General features: G+C 35.8%; 17 protein-coding genes. 1 reads left to right on the forward strand and 16 read right to left on the reverse strand.

The genetic code is table 11. From position 1 onward, the window contains the following. Positions 1-9 precede the first annotated feature (9 nt). The 13 genes from ABH902_RS07885 to ABH902_RS07945 all read right to left on the reverse strand — a co-directional run bounded on the left by ABH902_RS07885 (position 10) and on the right by ABH902_RS07945 (position 14,664). Complete coding sequence (locus tag ABH902_RS07885; protein WP_404590143.1) at positions 10-3,933, reverse strand: SpaA isopeptide-forming pilin-related protein; 3,924 nt, start codon at positions 3,931-3,933, stop codon at positions 10-12. A gap of 94 nt (positions 3,934-4,027) precedes the next feature. Next, the gene (locus ABH902_RS07890) at positions 4,028-4,714 is read right to left on the reverse strand and encodes a winged helix-turn-helix domain-containing protein (protein ID WP_404590144.1); all 687 of its coding nucleotides are present in this window, start codon (positions 4,712-4,714) and stop codon (positions 4,028-4,030) included. A 369-nt stretch (positions 4,715-5,083) separates the two neighbouring features. Further along, complete coding sequence (locus ABH902_RS07895; RefSeq protein WP_404590145.1) at positions 5,084-5,833, reverse strand: LytR/AlgR family response regulator transcription factor; 750 nt, start codon at positions 5,831-5,833, stop codon at positions 5,084-5,086. Then, positions 5,830-7,197: a GHKL domain-containing protein gene (locus ABH902_RS07900; RefSeq protein ID WP_404590147.1), complete on the reverse strand. Its 1,368-nt coding sequence runs from the start codon at positions 7,195-7,197 to the stop codon at positions 5,830-5,832. Before ABH902_RS07900 ends, ABH902_RS07895 begins: the two co-directional genes overlap by 4 nt. Positions 7,198-7,457: 260 nt before the next feature. Further along, the gene (locus ABH902_RS07905) at positions 7,458-8,078 is read right to left on the reverse strand and encodes a GyrI-like domain-containing protein (protein ID WP_404590149.1); all 621 of its coding nucleotides are present in this window, start codon (positions 8,076-8,078) and stop codon (positions 7,458-7,460) included. 120 nt (positions 8,079-8,198) lie between these two features. Beyond that, on the reverse strand, positions 8,199-8,825 hold the full coding sequence (locus ABH902_RS07910; protein ID WP_404590150.1) for a glycosyltransferase family 32 protein: 627 nt from the start codon (positions 8,823-8,825) through the stop codon (positions 8,199-8,201). Positions 8,826-8,970: 145 nt separating this feature from the next. Continuing rightward, the gene (locus ABH902_RS07915) at positions 8,971-10,074 is read right to left on the reverse strand and encodes an alpha-hydroxy-acid oxidizing protein (RefSeq protein WP_404590268.1); all 1,104 of its coding nucleotides are present in this window, start codon (positions 10,072-10,074) and stop codon (positions 8,971-8,973) included. 959 nt (positions 10,075-11,033) lie between these two features. Then, positions 11,034-11,864, reverse strand: coding sequence for a DUF3037 domain-containing protein (locus tag ABH902_RS07920; protein WP_404590152.1), 831 nt, complete (start codon positions 11,862-11,864; stop codon positions 11,034-11,036). 18 nt (positions 11,865-11,882) lie between these two features. Further along, the gene (locus ABH902_RS07925) at positions 11,883-12,668 is read right to left on the reverse strand and encodes a HipA family kinase (RefSeq protein ID WP_404590153.1); all 786 of its coding nucleotides are present in this window, start codon (positions 12,666-12,668) and stop codon (positions 11,883-11,885) included. Positions 12,669-12,917: 249 nt separating this feature from the next. Continuing rightward, positions 12,918-13,097, reverse strand: a complete 180-nt coding sequence (locus ABH902_RS07930; RefSeq protein ID WP_404590154.1) for a hypothetical protein — start codon at positions 13,095-13,097, stop codon at positions 12,918-12,920. A gap of 509 nt (positions 13,098-13,606) precedes the next feature. Next, complete coding sequence (locus ABH902_RS07935) at positions 13,607-13,930, reverse strand: DUF1292 domain-containing protein (protein ID WP_404590156.1); 324 nt, start codon at positions 13,928-13,930, stop codon at positions 13,607-13,609. Positions 13,931-13,969: 39 nt separating this feature from the next. Further along, positions 13,970-14,398: a Holliday junction resolvase RuvX gene (gene ruvX, locus ABH902_RS07940; protein WP_404590157.1), complete on the reverse strand. Its 429-nt coding sequence runs from the start codon at positions 14,396-14,398 to the stop codon at positions 13,970-13,972. After that, complete coding sequence (locus ABH902_RS07945; protein WP_154778295.1) at positions 14,395-14,664, reverse strand: IreB family regulatory phosphoprotein; 270 nt, start codon at positions 14,662-14,664, stop codon at positions 14,395-14,397. The genes ruvX and ABH902_RS07945 overlap by 4 nt, the downstream gene beginning before the upstream one ends. A gap of 209 nt (positions 14,665-14,873) precedes the next feature. Between ABH902_RS07945 and ABH902_RS07950 the strand changes: the two genes are divergently transcribed. Beyond that, entirely contained in the window at positions 14,874-15,503 is a 630-nt protein-coding gene (locus ABH902_RS07950; RefSeq protein ID WP_404590159.1) for a class I SAM-dependent methyltransferase, read from the forward strand. A 34-nt stretch (positions 15,504-15,537) separates the two neighbouring features. Here ABH902_RS07950 and argF read toward each other — a convergent pair whose 3' ends face one another. Genes argF through argB form a run of 3 tightly spaced genes read right to left on the reverse strand, consistent with a single transcriptional unit; the run spans position 15,538 to position 18,369 of the window. Further along, entirely contained in the window at positions 15,538-16,470 is a 933-nt protein-coding gene (gene argF / locus ABH902_RS07955) for an ornithine carbamoyltransferase (protein WP_404590161.1), read from the reverse strand. Position 16,471: 1 nt separating this feature from the next. After that, positions 16,472-17,620, reverse strand: a complete 1,149-nt coding sequence (locus ABH902_RS07960) for an acetylornithine transaminase (RefSeq protein WP_404590163.1) — start codon at positions 17,618-17,620, stop codon at positions 16,472-16,474. Next, positions 17,617-18,369, reverse strand: coding sequence for an acetylglutamate kinase (argB, locus tag ABH902_RS07965; RefSeq protein WP_404590164.1), 753 nt, complete (start codon positions 18,367-18,369; stop codon positions 17,617-17,619). The genes ABH902_RS07960 and argB overlap by 4 nt, the downstream gene beginning before the upstream one ends. Between the last annotated feature and the right edge of the window lie 18 nt (positions 18,370-18,387).

The following is an 18,387-nucleotide window of genomic DNA, read 5'->3' on the forward strand; positions in this document are numbered from 1 at the left end:
TTCTCCTTATCAAATATAATTATTTTCAATTTCTACTTTTTTGTAAAAATAGTAAAACCCAATTGATATACATAACAGACCAAGAGTAATTACTACCGAAAGAGCTATACTTCCAGTTTTCGGTAATTCCTGAATTTTCTTATTCTTGACTGTCAAGCCAATGACTCGATTACTATTGGCATTTGTTGCATTTACATCATCCTGCGACGATAATAAAACGACTTTTCCATCTTCCTTTATCTCAAACTCTATAAATTTCCCTTTAGGCGTTTGATAGCCTTCTGGTGCAGTAGACTCATAAAGTTTATATTTGCCTGGAGATAAATCTAAAATCTTTATTTTTCCAGATGCGTCTGTTTTAACAACAGATGTATGCACATAGTTCGTTCCGTTGTGGGTATACCATACAAATTCAGCTCCAGCCAATTTCTTACTTGGATCAGCCTTATCTATTTTAGTAATTTCCAAATCATAGTCATTTTTCTCATTCTTGACTGTAATCCCAATCACGCCATCAGCATCTGTATTTTTCGTTTCGCCAATATATTCATCTGCATTGTCAAATACAACAGAACCGTCTTCCTTGATCGTAAATATATAGATCTTGTTATTTAATTTGTAACCTGTAGGCGCATTAGTTTCCTGCAGCGCATATTCCCGCGGTGCTAAGTTATTAATTTGAACGGTTCCTTCACTACCAATCGTGTGTGTACCGATCCATACATTATTTCCGCTGGAGCGGTCGGCCAGTTTGAACGATGCGCCGGCTAATTTAGTATTTCCCATATTGGTTTTTGTGAGTTTTAGGTGGTACTTTTCACGATTATTTTTCATTGTAAAGCGAATGATATTTTCACTGTTGGCATTCGTTATTCCTGTTACATAGCTGTCACCGTTGGTGAAACGAATGTTTCCATCCTCTGTTACCGTAAATTCATATTTTTTATTGTTCAATTGATAGCCTGTCGGAGCCGTTGTTTCTTGGATGCGGTAGGTACCTATACCTAGATTAATATTTGTTATTTTCCCTTCCGCATTCGTTGTATGTTTTCCTAACGCTTTTTCAACATTATCGACAACGGAGTACATCTGGAATTTCGCTCCTGATAATCCAGTACCCGAAGGCTCCTGTTTGATTACTTGTATATTAAAAACTTTTTCTTCATTTTTAACAGTAATCCCGATCACGCCATTGACATCTGTATTTTTTGTTTCGCCAATATACTCATCTGCATTGTCAAATACAACAGAACCGTCTTCCTTGATCGTAAATATATAGATCTTGTTATTTAATTTGTAGCCTGTGGGCGCACTGGTTTCCTGCAGCGCATATTCCCGCGGTGCTAAGTTATTAATTTGAACGGTTCCGTCGCTGCCGATCGTATGTGTGCCAATCCATACATTGTCTCCACTGGAGCGGTCGGCTAGTTTGAATGAAGCACCGGCCAATTTCGTTCCATTTAAATCTGTTTTCGTTAATTTAATATGATACTTATCACGCTGATTTTTCATCGTAAAGCTAATCACATTATTACTATTTGCATCTGTTATTTCACTTACGTAGCTGTCACTATTACTAAACGTAATTTTCCCAACAGTTGAAATTGTAAATTCATATTTTTTGTTATTCAATGCATAACCAGATGGAGCCAAGGTCTCTTGAATTCGATACGTACCAGGTCCTAAATTAATATCCGTAAGCTTTCCCTCTGCATTTGTGGCATGCAATCCTAAAGCTTTTTCTATACCGTCAACTACAGAATAGAGTTGAAAACGAGCACCTTCGAGACTGGCTCCAAATGAATTCTTCTTTATTGCCCGAATATTATAAATATTCCGTCTATTTTTAACAGTAACCTTGATCAACCCAGTCCCATCATCATTCTGAGAACTAATATAACTATCCCCATTTAAGATGCTCACAACACCTGTATCCGATACGGATATTCGATAAATCGTTGCATTCGCTTTATAACCATTAGGCGGAGCAACTTCTTTTAAAAGAAATTTTTTCCCGCTCCCTAAATTCCAAGTGATTTTGCCGCTTTCAGTAATTTTCGTTCCAAATGTACTAACTGCTTTCCAGCTATCATCTGCATTATATAAATAGAACCTAGCTCCGTTCAACAACGTACTCGTATTGGTCTCATCTACTTTTGTCAGTTCAAGCTTAGGTACTCTTTTTTCATTTTTCATAGTGATGCTAATAACACCTGAGCTGTTTACATTACTTGCACTAATATAAGAATCTCCATTAAGAACCGTAACTGTCCCTATTTTGGACACTGTTATACGGTATTCTGTAGGATTTTTTTGATAGCCTGATGGCGCCTTCGATTCATAGAGGATGTAGTTAGTAAATTCAGAAAATCTATCACTAGAAAAAGTTATTTTCCCTCCAACCGTTGTCAAGTTTCCGGAAGTTAATTGCTTTTTCCAGTTATTATCTGCTAAATATATAATAAATTCTGCTCCATTAAGCCCGAGACTGGTATTAGTAGCATCTACCTTTTTTAGTTCAAAACTATTAAATGCACTTTTAGGCGGTAAGGTTAAAACCTGATTTGTATTCGTATTGTTGTCGTTAACCTTGAAAGTGCCAATATTAGGTATTTTCCCATTTACGTATCTGGATTTATTCGCAGTGTAGTATGTTTGATTTACTGTTACCGGAATTTCAATTCTAATCACGGTATTATACAAGTTCAACGAATTCAATAAATTAGCATTGGCTACCATTTTAAGGTTATTACCGGTTCCAGAAATCGAAAAATAGTTGGTTAAATCTTGATTAGCAGTATTGTATACCTTGATTCCACTACGATTCAGCGTCAAAGCTGGATCTATAGTATCGGTAAACTCAAAAGCTGAGTAATAAGTCAGCAGTTCATTTCCTAAACTATGAGTCGGTTGATAAAGTGTATATTTGAAAGACTCTGTCATTGTGCTCAATGTATTTTCTGATACTAAAGATTGATCATTATCAGAGACCCTTTTAGAAGGAGTTTTCGGTGTTGGCATACGAATCGTTCCACTTGATGGAGCATTCCATGCTTCAGAAGTGCCTGGGGTTGTTCCAATACGCTTATCTGTTCCAACACGTAAAACAAAAAACGGAGCTCCCTGCTGGATTTGAAACTGAACAGAATTTCTAGTAAAGGTATCGGCTCCCAATTGATCTGCAAAATTTTCGTTCATTCCGCGATAGACACTTTGAGAAGTAACATCACTTGTGACATAACTAATATTTGTCGCAGTATCATAGGAAGGATTCGTAAGATTGCTAAGTGGTTTCACATATTCGTATTGATTTAATGAATTCATAGTGATGTAACTATTGTTGGTAACCCCCAGCGGTGTATCCGTTCCTGCTTTAAAAAATACCCATTCCTGTGTAAATTCCCGAATATTCCAAAACGTATATCCGTTGAAGAGGTTTTTGGCAATTTCGATTCCGACGCCAGTATCGGTACGTGTATTTGTCATATTAAAATCGTAAAACTTGACTGTAATATCCACTTTTTGACCATTAATTTCTCCAGCACCATTATAACGAATTTCTATAACATCTGATGCTTGAGGTTTAAAAGTAAACATATAAGAACCTTTACTGCTGTTATATTTATTTACCGCTCCAAGAATTCCGTCAAAAGGCTCTCCACTTGCTCCGGGAAGTTCAGTCCAGCCACTATTTGTTGTCGTTATTTGTAAGCCTGCCCCTGCCAAGCTGCGATAGCCTGAAGCCATTGGTTGATAAAACCTAGCCGTTTGTAAATTTGTGCTTGCGGTTTCCTTGTAGATTAAAAAATCCTGTTGTAAGTTTAGCCCTCCTTCAGCTGAAATAGGAGAAGTGCTCTTTAAATAGATACACAAACCTGCAATTACGAATATAATTAATGCTAAAAATGATAATACTCTCCTTTTTATTCTCAAGATGATCCTCCTTACTTTTATCTCGATTCATCTTTAAAATATCCCTTTTATATTTAAACTGAATAAATATAAGCTTGTTTAATGAGCTATATGATTACGATAATCTCAACATATATCCCTTTGATCGAACATTTAAAATAAATTGAGGATGTTTAACATCAATTTCTATTTTATTTCTCAAATGACAAATGATATTGGCGATGCCGGCCTTATTTAAATCACACCCTTTTTCTCTCCAAAGGATTTCTGACAGGATTTCGTAATCTACTGTTCTACCAGCTTTTCTATATAAAACAAGTAAAATTTTTAATTCTAATTTAGTTAGACTAACTTCCTTTTTTCCATAAATCGTCACACTCTGATTACATTCATTGATCTGTAGATTTTTTGAATAATTTAAATCCGCAGACGGAGTAGCCGCATTTTGTCTTTTTACCAAATTACGAATGATTAGTTGCAGCTCTGTTGGATTCTCACATTCTTTAAGATTGCCATTTACTCCTAATTCTAAGTAAACCAGGCTGTTTACTTCATTGAGCTTTCGTGAAAGCGTCCAAATAAATACGTTTTTTTTTTCTTTTATAGACATGATTAATTTACAGGTCTCGCTCACTCTTTCTTGAAACTCATCATAGATAATCACCACATCAGCTTCTGATAGAAAAGTACTTCTATCTTTTGAAAAATCTACTAAAACAACTTCATTGTTATCTTTTTGCAACGCTTCTATGTATGGTTCTTTTATTGCACCAGATATATTGACGACACTGATTTTACACATCCTTTTCCCTCCTTTTCTGTTTTTAATTAAGAAAATTCAGCACTTTTTATTTTTTATTACAATCAATTTGAAATTATTTAGTTATTTTTCTTAATAGCATTCGTTTATTCCTCCTGTCTTGCTTTGGTATATACATAATATAATTTTTTTCACGATATTTTTTCACCTTTCACTCATAAATTGACACCTTTCACTCATTTTTTTCATTAATATTAATTAATATTAATTATTTTTATTTATTTGCTTCTTTTTAACCATGATGTTTTCAAAATATTTATTACCTTTTCAGAGAAAATCTCTCAGTCATTTTTACAACAAAAAAGAGCCTGCCTATTAAGCAAGCTCTTTACAAAAGATCTTTCCTCAAATTTATGAATTGGTTGTTAACCAAAGATCGAAAGCTTTTATCACTTTTTGAATAATCTTATTTCCAACATAAAGTTTTTGATCATCAATAAAATGAATATATCCTGATTTTTTATGAATCTCTTGTATTTCTTTAAAATTAATTATATAAGAACGCAAATCTTTATAAAAAAAGTTCTTGTCTATTTCATCACGTAATTGTTTCATTGTTATATTTATCATTTTTTCACTATTTTTTAGTTTGAAAGTTACCCAATTCCTTGTTTCTTTGTTCGTCTCAATATAATTTATATCATTTGTTTTTATTCTAAGTGTTCTCCCATTGAGACAAAAAGATAAGTAGTCGCTTTCTTGTTGATAATTATAATAACTAATTTTGTCCATAATCGATTTAAGATCATTACTGATATTTCGGTGTTCTTTTGAAATAATACCTACCGGCAAGATATTCCGATAAATAATTTCCAAACTTTTATCAGGATAAGCTGTATAAAAAGCGATGGAACAATCCAAGCTCTTTTTTCTCAATTTTTCAGCTAAATCAATGCCTGTGATTAAATCACTAAAATCGATATCGAAAAAAAAGATATCTTGCTTAGTAAATACTTGCCCCTGTATAAATTCTTCAAAACGATTAAAATCAATATCATCACAAATGTTACATTTATCGCCATACAATTCCATAATTGCTTGACTTAACCTCTTTTTTTGAAAATAATCATCTTCAATGATATACACATTCCAAAGACTCATTTGTTCTCCCCTAAATTCTTTTTTTCTTGCATATAATAGACCATAGTAATTTTACATGTATCGTCTTTTATATCAATTTCCAAATAGCCATTTTTCTTTTTTCGGAAAAAATCCATAATACTTTTTAAACCCAAGCCACGTCCTTTGCCTTTAGTTGAATGACCATGCTGCATAGCTATAAAATTTTCTTGTTTTATATGATTATTTATAACTACTATCTCCAATTTTTCCTCTTCCTGAAAAATGCCCAAAGAAATCCGACCGTCAGTATATTTCCCCACAGCTTCAATGCTATTATCCAAAAGAATACCCAAATAGCGTACTAATCTTAATTCATCTTTACTATTGATTATCTTTACTTTTTCTGGAATATGCAAAGAAATTGAGATATTATCTTCTTTAGCTCTAGCTATCTTATTACTTACAACGCCTCTCATTCCTGCCGAATCCATATTCGTTAATTGAAAATATAAGGATGATTCTTGAACTTCTATTTGATTCAGATTTTCTTTAATCGCTTCGTGAAATTCCTTCATGCCCTCGATATTGCCTTGTTTAATATACTCCTGCATGCCTACTAGCATGTTCGTATAATCATGTTTGAATTTTCTTAGTTCCAAACTTGCTAGTTCAAGTTCCTGCGCGTGAATGATCGCTTGCTTACTCGTTTGTCTTTCATTAAAATATTTACCTGAATAAACACTAATCCAAATGACCAGCAAAGGAACAATAAAATAAGCTAAGCTTCCTACCAACTGCTGCCATAATAAATATCTATAATCGGTAAATATAAAGAAAACACCAATTTCAACCATACAAATCGTTAACAAAATCACAATGCTTCCGACACAAATATTGATAATATCCATAGGTATCTCACGTATTTTTTTTATAATTTCAAAATAATTCAATAATTTCATTAAAGCTAAGGAAAAAAGAATAATACTCACACCTACTAATAAGCGCCAACTAATTGAATAAACATAATAAGAAATTCTTTCTGATGGGATTTGTGTAGAAATAAAACCATAAAAAATGTGATCAAAATATTCATAAATAGCTTGGCAAACATCTTTAATCAGTAAACTCAAATCTACTAGCAAAGCTGCCAAAATTAGATTTTTAGTAAAGTAATAGAGTGGTATTAACAATACAAAAATATAAATACTGTGCGCAAAAGGAAATGATTCAAATAAAGGCAGATGATAATGCGCAAGTAAAAATAATTCATATCCCAGCTTACATAAAATTAGAATAAGGACTTCCCTTTTGGTTAAGGTCTTCTTTAAAAAAATAAATATGGGGGATAATTCAAGAATAAAAAACGGAATTAATAAAACATACATTGAAAAAAGTAATAACATAATAGCTCTCCTAAATATTCATTTTTTGCTATTACAACTATAAACTATTCAAATAATTTTTAAAAGAACAAAAAAAATAAATGTTTTTTAACAAAAAAACATTTATCAGCTTTAGCTATTTTAATAAAAAACATTTTAAAAGACATTTAATCCATTCCTATTTAAACAAAGTCTAATATGTTGACCAAAAAAGTGTAGCTAGACAAAAATCAGTTTCTTTGGTAATTTATACGACGATTTTCAAAATTTATTTCCTTTCCCTATTCGACTGTCCAGCGCAAAACTGTTTTGGCTTTTTCCGGCGCTACTTTACGCGGATCGGACAAATAAATCTCCCGATGTTGAAAGTTATCCATCGTTGGTCGCATTACAAGCTGCTCTTGTTTTAAAACTTCACTCATTTTGGCAAACGTCTCTGCTTCTGTATCAAACGAGCCAACATGCAAAGCTTGGAGACACAAGCCTTCTTCATAGCGTTCAAAAATTAGTTTATCTAAATTAGGATTATCTTTTTTCTTTTTGACTGCTAGAAGTTGTTCTTGGAACATTGTTTCTGTCACTAAATCAGGCTGGCGGATCATAATTTTATAGATAAGCTCATCCTTATTGAGCAACCCGTCTGGTTTATTGACTGAAGTCCACACACCTTCTAAAGGAAAGACTGTGTACTCAAAAGGTTCTGTACCTAAGATGCCTTTTTTCAGTCCCATCCGCAAAGCATAGGAAATTGCATATAAAGCGGCCACTTCCTCGCCAAAAGCCGGACGATTCGGATCACCATTACTGCTTAAGCTGATAAATTGATAGGTTGGTACAGTAATCACTGTTGGTTTTTTTGGAAGATAAAAATCTTTTTCTTGTTTGCGCCATTCATATTTCATAAGAAACCTCCTTGAGTGCCTGTTTGTCTTCTTAATATTCTACCACGCCTCGACAATCACTTGCAAAATCAAAGAAAGACATAGCAGTCTTACACCGCCATGCCCTTTGATTTATGCTCTTTATAACCATGATCCTGAAAATTGATGAATCACCATCGTACTTGGATCTTCCTGCACTTCTCCAGTGATGTAGCTTTTTGGAGAAAAAGTCATCTGCGGGAAAATTTCTACGCCTTGAATATTTTGCCGCTGATTGTTCAATTTCAGTCCGTGATTTTGGAGAAGTTCCGTTACTCGAATCACGTTTGTAACAACATCTTCTGTTTTTTCCGCCCGCACAAATTTGCGATCATCGTAGTCGTGATACCATTCTTCCATAAACGGATGATGAGGAACTGCACCAATAATTCCGGTAGAAATCTTGGTTTCAATTTCAAAGCCCATAAAGGCATCCAATGTCAATAGCTCGTCTAAGGGTTTAACGACTTCGATATCAGTGTCCATGTAAATACCGCCTTCAGTGACTAAAGCATACAATCGTACCACATCAGAGACGAAGGCCCATTCTTTTTGTTCATAAGCTTCTTTTAGATAGGGACCGAATTTTGCCAAGTCAACCGTTGATTCATCCCAGCGCTTAATCTCAAAATCCGGACAATATTTCTTCCAGGTATCGATGTATTTCTTTTCCTGTTCTCCTAATGGATTGCCGCCAAACCAGCAATAATGAATGATTTTTGGAATCATCAAATCCGCTCCTTTTTCTTATGATCTTTTTTAAGTGTATATGATTTTGAAACAATTATAAAATCATATACACTTTTTTACTGATTGTTATATCAAATAAAAAAGCGCTTGAGCAAACTGCTCCAACGCTTCTCTTCCGTTAGTCTTATAAATAATGGTTCCCACGCAAAACAGCCTTTTTGATGTCTGCGACTGTTTGAGTGCCCGCCAATTGCATGACCATCTCTAATTCTTTTTTAAAGAAATCAAAGACTTGCTGTACACCGGTCGCTCCTCCTAAGGCCAAGCCATAGATCACCGGACGACCAATCGCTACCAGATCGGCTCCAGATGCAATCGCTTTGAAAACATGTTGTCCCCGCCGTACGCCACTATCAAAGACGATCGGTGCTCGACCTGCCACTGCTTCTGCCACAATTTGCAAAGAATCAAAAGCTGCTGGACCGCCGTCCAATTGACGTCCGCCATGGTTAGAAACCCAAATTCCCTGCGCGCCAGCACCTAAAGCTCGTTCCACATCTTCCTCTGATTGAACGCCTTTGACGTAAACCGGCAAGTCTGATTCTTTAGCGATAAACGCTACATCCTGTGGGCTTAATTTTTGTTTTGATGAACCATAAACAGCATCCATCGTTTGACCGATTCCGGATTGATAAGCTTGAACAATTGGCATCGCCAAGGGAAATGTAAAGCCATTGCGTCGATCCGTCTCACGATTGCCACCCACCGTTGCATCCGCTGTCAAAACAATTGCTTTTGCTCCATTGCGTTTAGCCATCGCTAAGATTTCTTTATTGATACCATCGTCTTTACTCATATAAAATTGGAACCATTGTGGTGCTTCTTGCCCGCCAGCTTCGCGAATTTCCTCCAGCGTACAAGAAGCATAAGAACTCGCCGTATAGATCGTGCCAAAACGTGCAACACCTTTTGCTGACGCTCGTTCCGCTGCGACATTAGCCAACCCATGAGCGGCCACTGGTGCCATAATAATCGGTGCTGACAAAGTCTCACCGGCAAAGGTCAGTGATGTATCTGGTAATTCTATGTCTTTTAAGACATGAGGAATAATAAGTTTATGATTGAAGGCGCGTTCATTTTCCTGATAAGTAAAAATGTCTCCCGCACCACTACTGATATATCCATAACCACCTTTGGGAATTACTTCTTCTGCCGCGATTTCCAAATCACGCATATTGATAAAATCGATGGCGCCTTCTGCCGTACTTGCTTGATAAATTTTTTCCATGCCCATCCCAGCTTTCCAATAAGATAACGTTTACATTTTTATCCTACGCCTGATCGAGCGATCATGCAATTCATTCGCTCATGGAATTAACGTTAGTCTAATATGTAGATTTAAAGACAGTTGATGACTGCAATAGTTAAATCTGTAGACATATTCAATTTTTGAATAGTTGATGTAAGTGAATCTTCTTTATTACCAGCTTAACTAATACTTTATAATTAGCTCGACAAAAATCATTAATAAAAAGAGCTAAACTCTTAATATATTGTGCTTCAAGCTCTCATTTAATCTTCTTCCTCATTCATGAATGAGGATAACATTTCATAATGTTTTATCTATCGTCATTTAGTGACTTGCAAGAAGAAAATACTCATAGACAATCATCGTATATCATTAAACATTTTCTTAATGGCATTCACTAATATTCTCATTAGCGTCAGGCGCTATATTTATTCTTGTCAAACTCTACTAAAAATTCGACAAACAATTTGATATTTATGATAGACATATTTGACGTTACCAATCTATAGCCTGAACCATCTTTAAATTCCTTTAACAACTTTTGAAACAATAGTCGATGTAATTTATACTTAAAATAGATTATGGCTTCATCCTTTGCAATCCATGCTTGAGGTAATTCAATTACGTGCGCATAATTAATTCCTGGCATGTTGATTCTTCGCTTTCATTAGCCTTTTAAGTTCAGTTCCTTTTTTATCTAATCATACCAATGATAAGCAAAAATATCTATATTAAGTCAATCTGAAAAATACCACTAAATATAATTTATTTATAACCTATATACCAAATTAAATGATGAAACATTCCAGCATTTACTCCATTCCCAACGGACTGAATTTCATTTCTTGAGCCAACAGCCCTCCTTCACTACCAAGAGCTCACTGTGTGGCGGGCTCTTTGCATAAAAAATACCGACCGGTTAGGGTCGGTGTGAAACATCACTTCAAACCATTACTAATTAACATATTTGAATACTCTGCTAAGGGCACAACTTCAATATCTATATTGTATTTTTTACTAATGCTATAAAATTTATTGATTGATTTTACTATCGTTTCTTCATTTGTATTCACTTCATTGTCAACAACAATCTGTACCATTTTTCCCTTCAAATATTCAATGTTATCAATTATATCTTGTGATAATATTTTTGTTTGCTTAATCAAGTCTCTACCACGGACGTAGTCAAAACTCAAAGCCTTAATCACAGTATCGTTATAACAAAAATCAAATACCGGTTCGTCAGCGAAATCTTTAAAAGTAGTTTTACTTATATACTTGTTTAACTTCACAATCTTATACTGCTTAGAAAGTAGTTTTCTAACTTCTTGAGTTGATATTCTTTCACCTTTAGGTTGATCATAGTATAGAAATGTTTGTTTCAACTCCTCTATATCCTGACACAACTCTTCTTGAGTCGTTGAGAGGTGTTGCGTAGGTAAAAATCTGAATTCATTTGCATAGAACTTTGTTCTTTCATCAATGAAGGAACTGTCTCTAATATCATTAAACAAACTAGCATCTTGGAATTCGTCTTCGTGTAAACGATCAATACTAAATGTATAGTCTAACGATTCCGCCATCATATTTAAATAATCAATATCAAATTCATCGTCAAAATGCTTGATTCTATTAAAATTCTTCGTTCTATAAAACTCACTATATTCAGATTCTGGACAATGAACAACAATTCCGAAATTAATAGATTCTTGTCTAATAAGACTCGGAATATATTGACAAACTGAATAGAATAGATTTACTTTTTTCATGTGACAACAACTCCTCATCTATAAGTTAAATTGGTTCTTTATCAACACAATTATATCATGTACACGATCAAATTGGGTAACAATAAAACCTTTTACTGCATCTATTTCGCTATCAGAAATGCCCCATTCGCTAGGAATTCCCTTAAAAACATCATCTACATCTTTTCTTGACAAAGACCTTATTCTGTTCTCTACTGTATAAAATGGACTGTGTCCTTTGATATAAGGAATTAACATACCATACCCCCTATACTGAACTGTGTCAACAAGTGATGGAGAATTATTGCTTAATTTGTTAAGACTTTTTTCATCCCATATCTCTCCAAGTTTGAATACGTGCGAATGATCAATTGCTACCAATCTTTTTTGCTTTCTATCAAAAAACAGATTTCCTTTATTACATCCTCTATCTTCATTCTGTATAATTTGATCAAATAGAATTATCCTGGGAATATCTTCTTGATTGTTGATATATTTTAAAATAACAGGCGTTATATCTGTATTTCCTTTTATATAACTACTTAAGAAAACAGTTGATTCTTTTCCTATTGAAGGGCGTAAAATCTCAGAATGCCTAACATTATTAAAGTTCAGTTCTCCCAAATGTGATTCTGGGATAGGTACTCCAAGCAGACAAGCTAATCTATAAGCGACCAGCTCATTAAATAATATTTTACCAGAGCAATCATCATGAATATACTTCATAACAAAATGTTCGCCATTTTCCGATTGAACCAAAACTGGTTTAGTAATTCCTATAGGGATCGATTTATCACAACTGGCTATCTGCTTAATACTAAACACCCAACTTCCAAATGTCAATAATTTGTTAATAATTCTTAGTATATTATTTATTACATTAAATAGCAAGATATTTCTTATTATTACAGAAATCGGTTACTTTTGTCTCCTTGATTTCTTCAGATATTCTCCCATAGTGCTATGTAAAGCCCCACATCAATGAGGCTGTTTTTATTTTACTACGGCTTGTGATTCTGTGAAAATTAATCTGCATTTTTTTGATTTTTTATTTCCTTTTAGCCATCTATTTTTTCAATCGTAATCGTTCAATCTCTTAAACTCTTTACTTAAAATAGCTCGCTCATCATAATTATCAAGCTTATTGAGCGTGATTTTCTTTAATTGCTCAAAATTACTTTCAGCTTCTTCTTGCTCTTTTTGATCTTTATACTCAAGAATAAATGAACCTAAATTCCTTTCAATCCGCTTCAATTCATGTTTTATAATGTTTGTTGCAGATTAAATATCTTAATAAAATATTAAGCCAAACAAAACATGGCTATAAAATTTCTGATCCTAAAACAAATACAATTTAACAAAGTTCACTCTTGATGATACAACACTGAAAATTCTTAGGAAATAACAAATGAACCAACGCAAATATATGCTAACTATTGGAATTACTGATCCAAAACTTATTTTCTGCGATGGCTACAATCAAATAGTTACTCATCAAAGTATCTATCAAAGATTGTGAACGATCATAGAAAAATGCGATATATCGTTTATAGGTGTTCACAGGACATACCCAACCTCTTATTGAAAGCTAGTGCAAGCACGACGGATTGCGCCACGCTTCAATAAAAACGAGTATGGACACATACAGCCATCTATCAAAAGAAAAGACAGTAAAACACTTAAATTTTTAACGGGTGGCATTTATTAAAACAAAAGAAAAAGCTAAGTCCTTATATATCAAGGACTTAGCTCACTTTTAAACTCTATTCTTCTTCTTCAGCCATGAAGGTGTTAAAGACTTCTTCAATCATATCCCATTCAGCGTCTGTTTCGATTTGTTGCAACTCGCCTTCAGTTCCTTCATCATTTTCGATGTAAGCATAGGCTTGTAATTCCACGTCTTCGTCCTCCGGCACGCCAGCTGGATAAAGCAATACGTAGTTTTTACCAAATTCTTCCTGTCCATCGACGGTTAATAGGATTTCGTATAGTGTTTCATTGCCTTGATCATCCACCAAAGTAATATGTTCATGTCCTTCATGATCGTGGTCGTGATCGTGGTGAGTATGGTTATGTTCTTCTGCCATTCTTTTGCTCTCCTTTTATGTTCACTTATTATAAGTCATTTATTTTTTATTGGCGGCTCCATCTAAATAATTCTGCAAAATCATGACAGCAGCTACTTTATCAATGACTTTTTTCCGTTTTCCTCTTGAAGTATTGGCTTGTTCCACCAGCATCCGTTCTGCCTGAACTGTCGTTAAACGTTCATCCTGATACGTCACTGGAATCTGAAATAAATCTTCGATTCGTTTACCATAAGCCATAGATGCTTCCGCTCTAGGCCCGATCGAATTATTCATATTTTTAGGTAATCCGACGACAAAGTGAGTAACTTCGTATTCTTTCACGAGTTCTTGTAAACGGTCAAAGCCAAATTCTTCCTGTTCTTCATTAATTCGAATAATTTCCACACCTTGTGCGGTCCAGCCAAACGGATCACTAACAGCCACTCCGACTGTTTTTGAACCGACATCTAGTCCCATTACTCTCATCGAATGGTAATTCCCTGACTGGATAAGTAAAATTTAACCAGCTCTTCCATGATTTCATCCCGTTCGTGACGACGAATCAAATTTCGAGCGTCTTGATAACGAGGAATGTAGGCCGGGTCTCCAGAAAGTAAATAGCCCACAATCTGATTGATCGGATTATATCCTTTTTCCTCTAAAGCCCTATAAACAGTAGCTAAAGTCTCACTTACTTCCTTCTTACGACTGTCATCAAAATCAAAACGTACAGTTTCATCTGTAAAACCCATTTATCTACACCTCACTTTTCTTCTATTCATACAGCTTCATTCTACTAAAAACTAACCAAAACTACAAACAAAACTTAACATTTTCTGTTATAAAATTTAAAATTCTCTTAAATCGAGTGAAAAACTGGAATATTGCTAAAATTAATACCTACATAGCCTTCTATTTCTCTTTGGAGAGTTTGTGGTATAGTAAGAGTAAAGGAGTTTTTATGTATTTTATTGTTAGCAGCTTTTTCATTCTCTTTATTGGCTTGTTTTTTATTTTGCTTCGTCAATCAAAAAAGCCAAGCGGTCGTCTTGGCCTTATGATGATGCGTTTATGGAATAAGGTATATCTGCCTCTGGTTCAATGGAGCACTCACTTTCTTTCGCTGGAAAAAGAATTGGTCATCCTTGATATTGGAGTGGGCAATGGTGCTTCTACAAATTATTTGCATCAGACCTTTCGGCCAGCACGAATCACCGGAATTGACCTTGCTCCAACAGCCATAAAGGAAGCTGGAAAACACTATCCCAACCTACAATTTGCAGTGATGAATGTGCAGCAGCTAGACTTTTCAAGTGAAAGTGTTGATTTAGTTACGGCGTTTCAAACCCATTTTCATTGGGAGGATTTAGATCAAGCATTGACAGAAATTTCACGTATTTTAAAGACTAAAGGGCTGTTACTTTTAGCCTGTGAAACAACAAAAATCAATTATTATTTGCCGGAATATCGCGATTCGGAAGCTTTTTACACACATTTGAAACAGTTCGACTTGGGACTGCAACAACACCACACGACAAATCAGTGGACGATGTACAGCTTTCAGAAGGCACAAAAAAGTGAGATAAGCTAACTGCTTTTGTCTCACTTTTTTGTATCTATACGAATTATTTTTGCATTAAAGTAACTAATAAAGCTTTTTGCGCATGCAGGCGATTTTCTGCTTCCTGATAAATTGCGGAATGAGTGCCGTCGATGATTTCGGCGGTTACTTCTTCTCCGCGATGAGCCGGAAGGCAATGTAAAAAGAGATAATCCTCTTTAGCAAAAGCAGCCAGCTGTTGATTGACTTGAAACTCCTGAAACACGGCTTCACGTTCCTTTTGCTCTGCTTCATTCCCCATACTCGCCCAAACATCCGTCACTAAAACATCTGCCTGTTCAACTGCTTTGACCGGATTATGACTAATCTCAATGTTACTTTGACTAACAGCTGCATTTTTTTGTGCGATTTCAATAAATTCCGGCTTAGGTTCATAGCCTTTTGGCGTTGCAATCGCAATATCCATTCCAACGAGACTACCACCAATCAGAAAGGAATGCGCTATATTATTCCCATCGCCGATATAAGCTAATTTTAAGCCCTCTAATTTACCTTTCACTTCATAAATAGTTTGAAAATCAGCTAGAATTTGACAAGGATGATGGTGATCGGTTAAGCCGTTGATTACAGGAACCGTTGCTTGAGCTGCCAGTTCCTGCACCATTTGATCAGAATACGTCCGAATCATGATACCATCCACGTAGCCGGATAAAACCTTCGCAGTATCTTTCACTGGTTCTCCGCGTCCCATTTGCGTACTTTTGGAATCTAATACAATCGCTTGCCCGCCTAGTTGAATAATTCCAGCTTCAAAAGATACTCTAGTTCGCGTACTGTTTTTTTCAAAAATCATTGCTAAAATTTTACCAGCCAAGGCCTGCCGATAATCGTCCGGCTGCGCTTTAATTGCCACGGCTAACTCAATAATTGACAGCAGCTCTGCTTTGGTCATTTCTGTTAAATCCAAAATGCTTTTTCCATATAATGAATGACTCATGTTATCCCTCCTTAGTCAAAACAGCTGAAAATAGCTGCAATGCTTGTTCAATTTCCGCTTCTTTAATGGTTAGAGGCGGCAATAATCGCAATACCTTTGACCCAGCTCGCAGCGTTAATAGGCCGGCTGCTTCCAGTTGCGTCATCACTTCGGTCAATAGTTCGGAACTGCTTAGCTCAATACCAAGCATTAATCCAATTCCGCGAACGTCTTGCACCTGTGTGCTTTGGGCTGCAATTTGGTTTAAACCGTTTAATAATAATGTGCCTTTTTGCTGTACTTGCTGCAAAAATTCTTTCGTGTTAATACGAGTCACGACATTTTCAGCGACCTGCATCGCTAGTTTATTGCCGCCAAAGGTTGAGCCATGACTACCTGGCGCAAAAGCCTGTGCCAACGCTTTCTTACCCAGCATCGCACCAACCGGCAAACCATTTCCCAACGCTTTTGCCAGCGTAACTATATCCGGTTCAATTTGATATTGCTCATATGCATAAAAACTGCCTGTGCGCCCAATACCGGTTTGAATTTCATCTATGATTAGTAAGATCCCCTGTTCTTTACACAAACCAGCAACCTTTTGCACCCACGCTTGTTCTGCCGGTAGAACGCCGCCTTCTCCTTGGACTAATTCAAGCATAACAGCGGCTGTTTTATCATCTAAAACCTGAGTGAGTGGCGCCAGTTCATTAAACGGAACATAAACAAAATCAGGAACTAACGGTTCAAAGCCTTGATGAATACTCTCTTGTCCAGTGGCGCTCATTGCCCCATAGGTTCTACCGTGAAAAGAGTTGATACAGGTAATGATTTTACTTTTTCCTGTTGCCTTACGGGCTAATTTGATTGCCGCTTCATTCGCTTCTGTGCCGCTATTACAGAAAAACGCGACGTATTCCTGATTATTGGCCAGCTTTTGCGCAAGTTTTTCTTGAAGCTGGTTTGTATATAGATTCGGTGTATGCCAGATTTTGGCTGCTTGCTCTGCTAAAATCTGATTCAATTCAGCATCGTTGTAGCCTAAATTCATTACACCAATGCCGCTGGTAAAATCAAGATATTCTTTACCGTTTTGATCGAAAAGTAGATTGTCCTTGCCCTTAATTAATTCAATCGACTTTCTACTATAATTGGGAAATAAATAGCTCATACCTGTACCTCCTCTTTTCGGATGATTGTTCCTGCTTTGTTGATTTGGTTGGTAATATGGACTTTTTTTACACCACTTTCAATAGCAGTTTGGGCGCTTTCTATTTTAGGCAGCATGCCGCCTTTGATCACATCAGCTGCTTTAAGCTGGGTAATTTCCACAGGGGTTAGCTGCTTCAGCCAAGTGTCTGCTTTTTTCACCCCTGGTACGTCCGTCAATAAGTACAAAGCCTCGGCTTCCATCGCTTCCGCTATTTTGCAGGCTACATGATCAGCGTTGATATTCAGCCATTCGCCAGCTTTTGTTAAGCCAAGCGGAGCCACTACAGGCAGATGAGCCGTACTAAGTAGATCATCAAGTAACCCTGTATCAATTTCCACCACCTCACCTACCGCACCTAAAGTATGTTGGTCAATATATTCGCCTGTGATTAACTGACTGCTGGAAGCATTTAAACCGACCACTGAAAACCCCGCTTGCTGAAAATAGGCGGTAATCATCGGCTGGACCTGTCCCAACAGCACCATCTTAGTAATCGTCAAGGCTTCCTCTGTGGTCACACGCAAACCAGCTTTAATTTGAACTGAAAGCTTTAAACGCTCCATCATTTCAGAAATATAATGACCACCGCCATGAACTACGACAATCTTTTTCCCTTCTTTTTGCCAAGCGGAAATTTGTTTAAAAAATGTTTCTGTTAAATTATCGCTGGCAACTCCCCCAAGTTTAATGACAATAACATCCTGCATTTGTTTTACCTTCCTTCA

Source organism: Enterococcus sp. UD-01, assembly GCF_044909655.1.
Taxonomy (GTDB): Bacteria; Bacillota; Bacilli; order Lactobacillales; family Enterococcaceae; genus Enterococcus_L.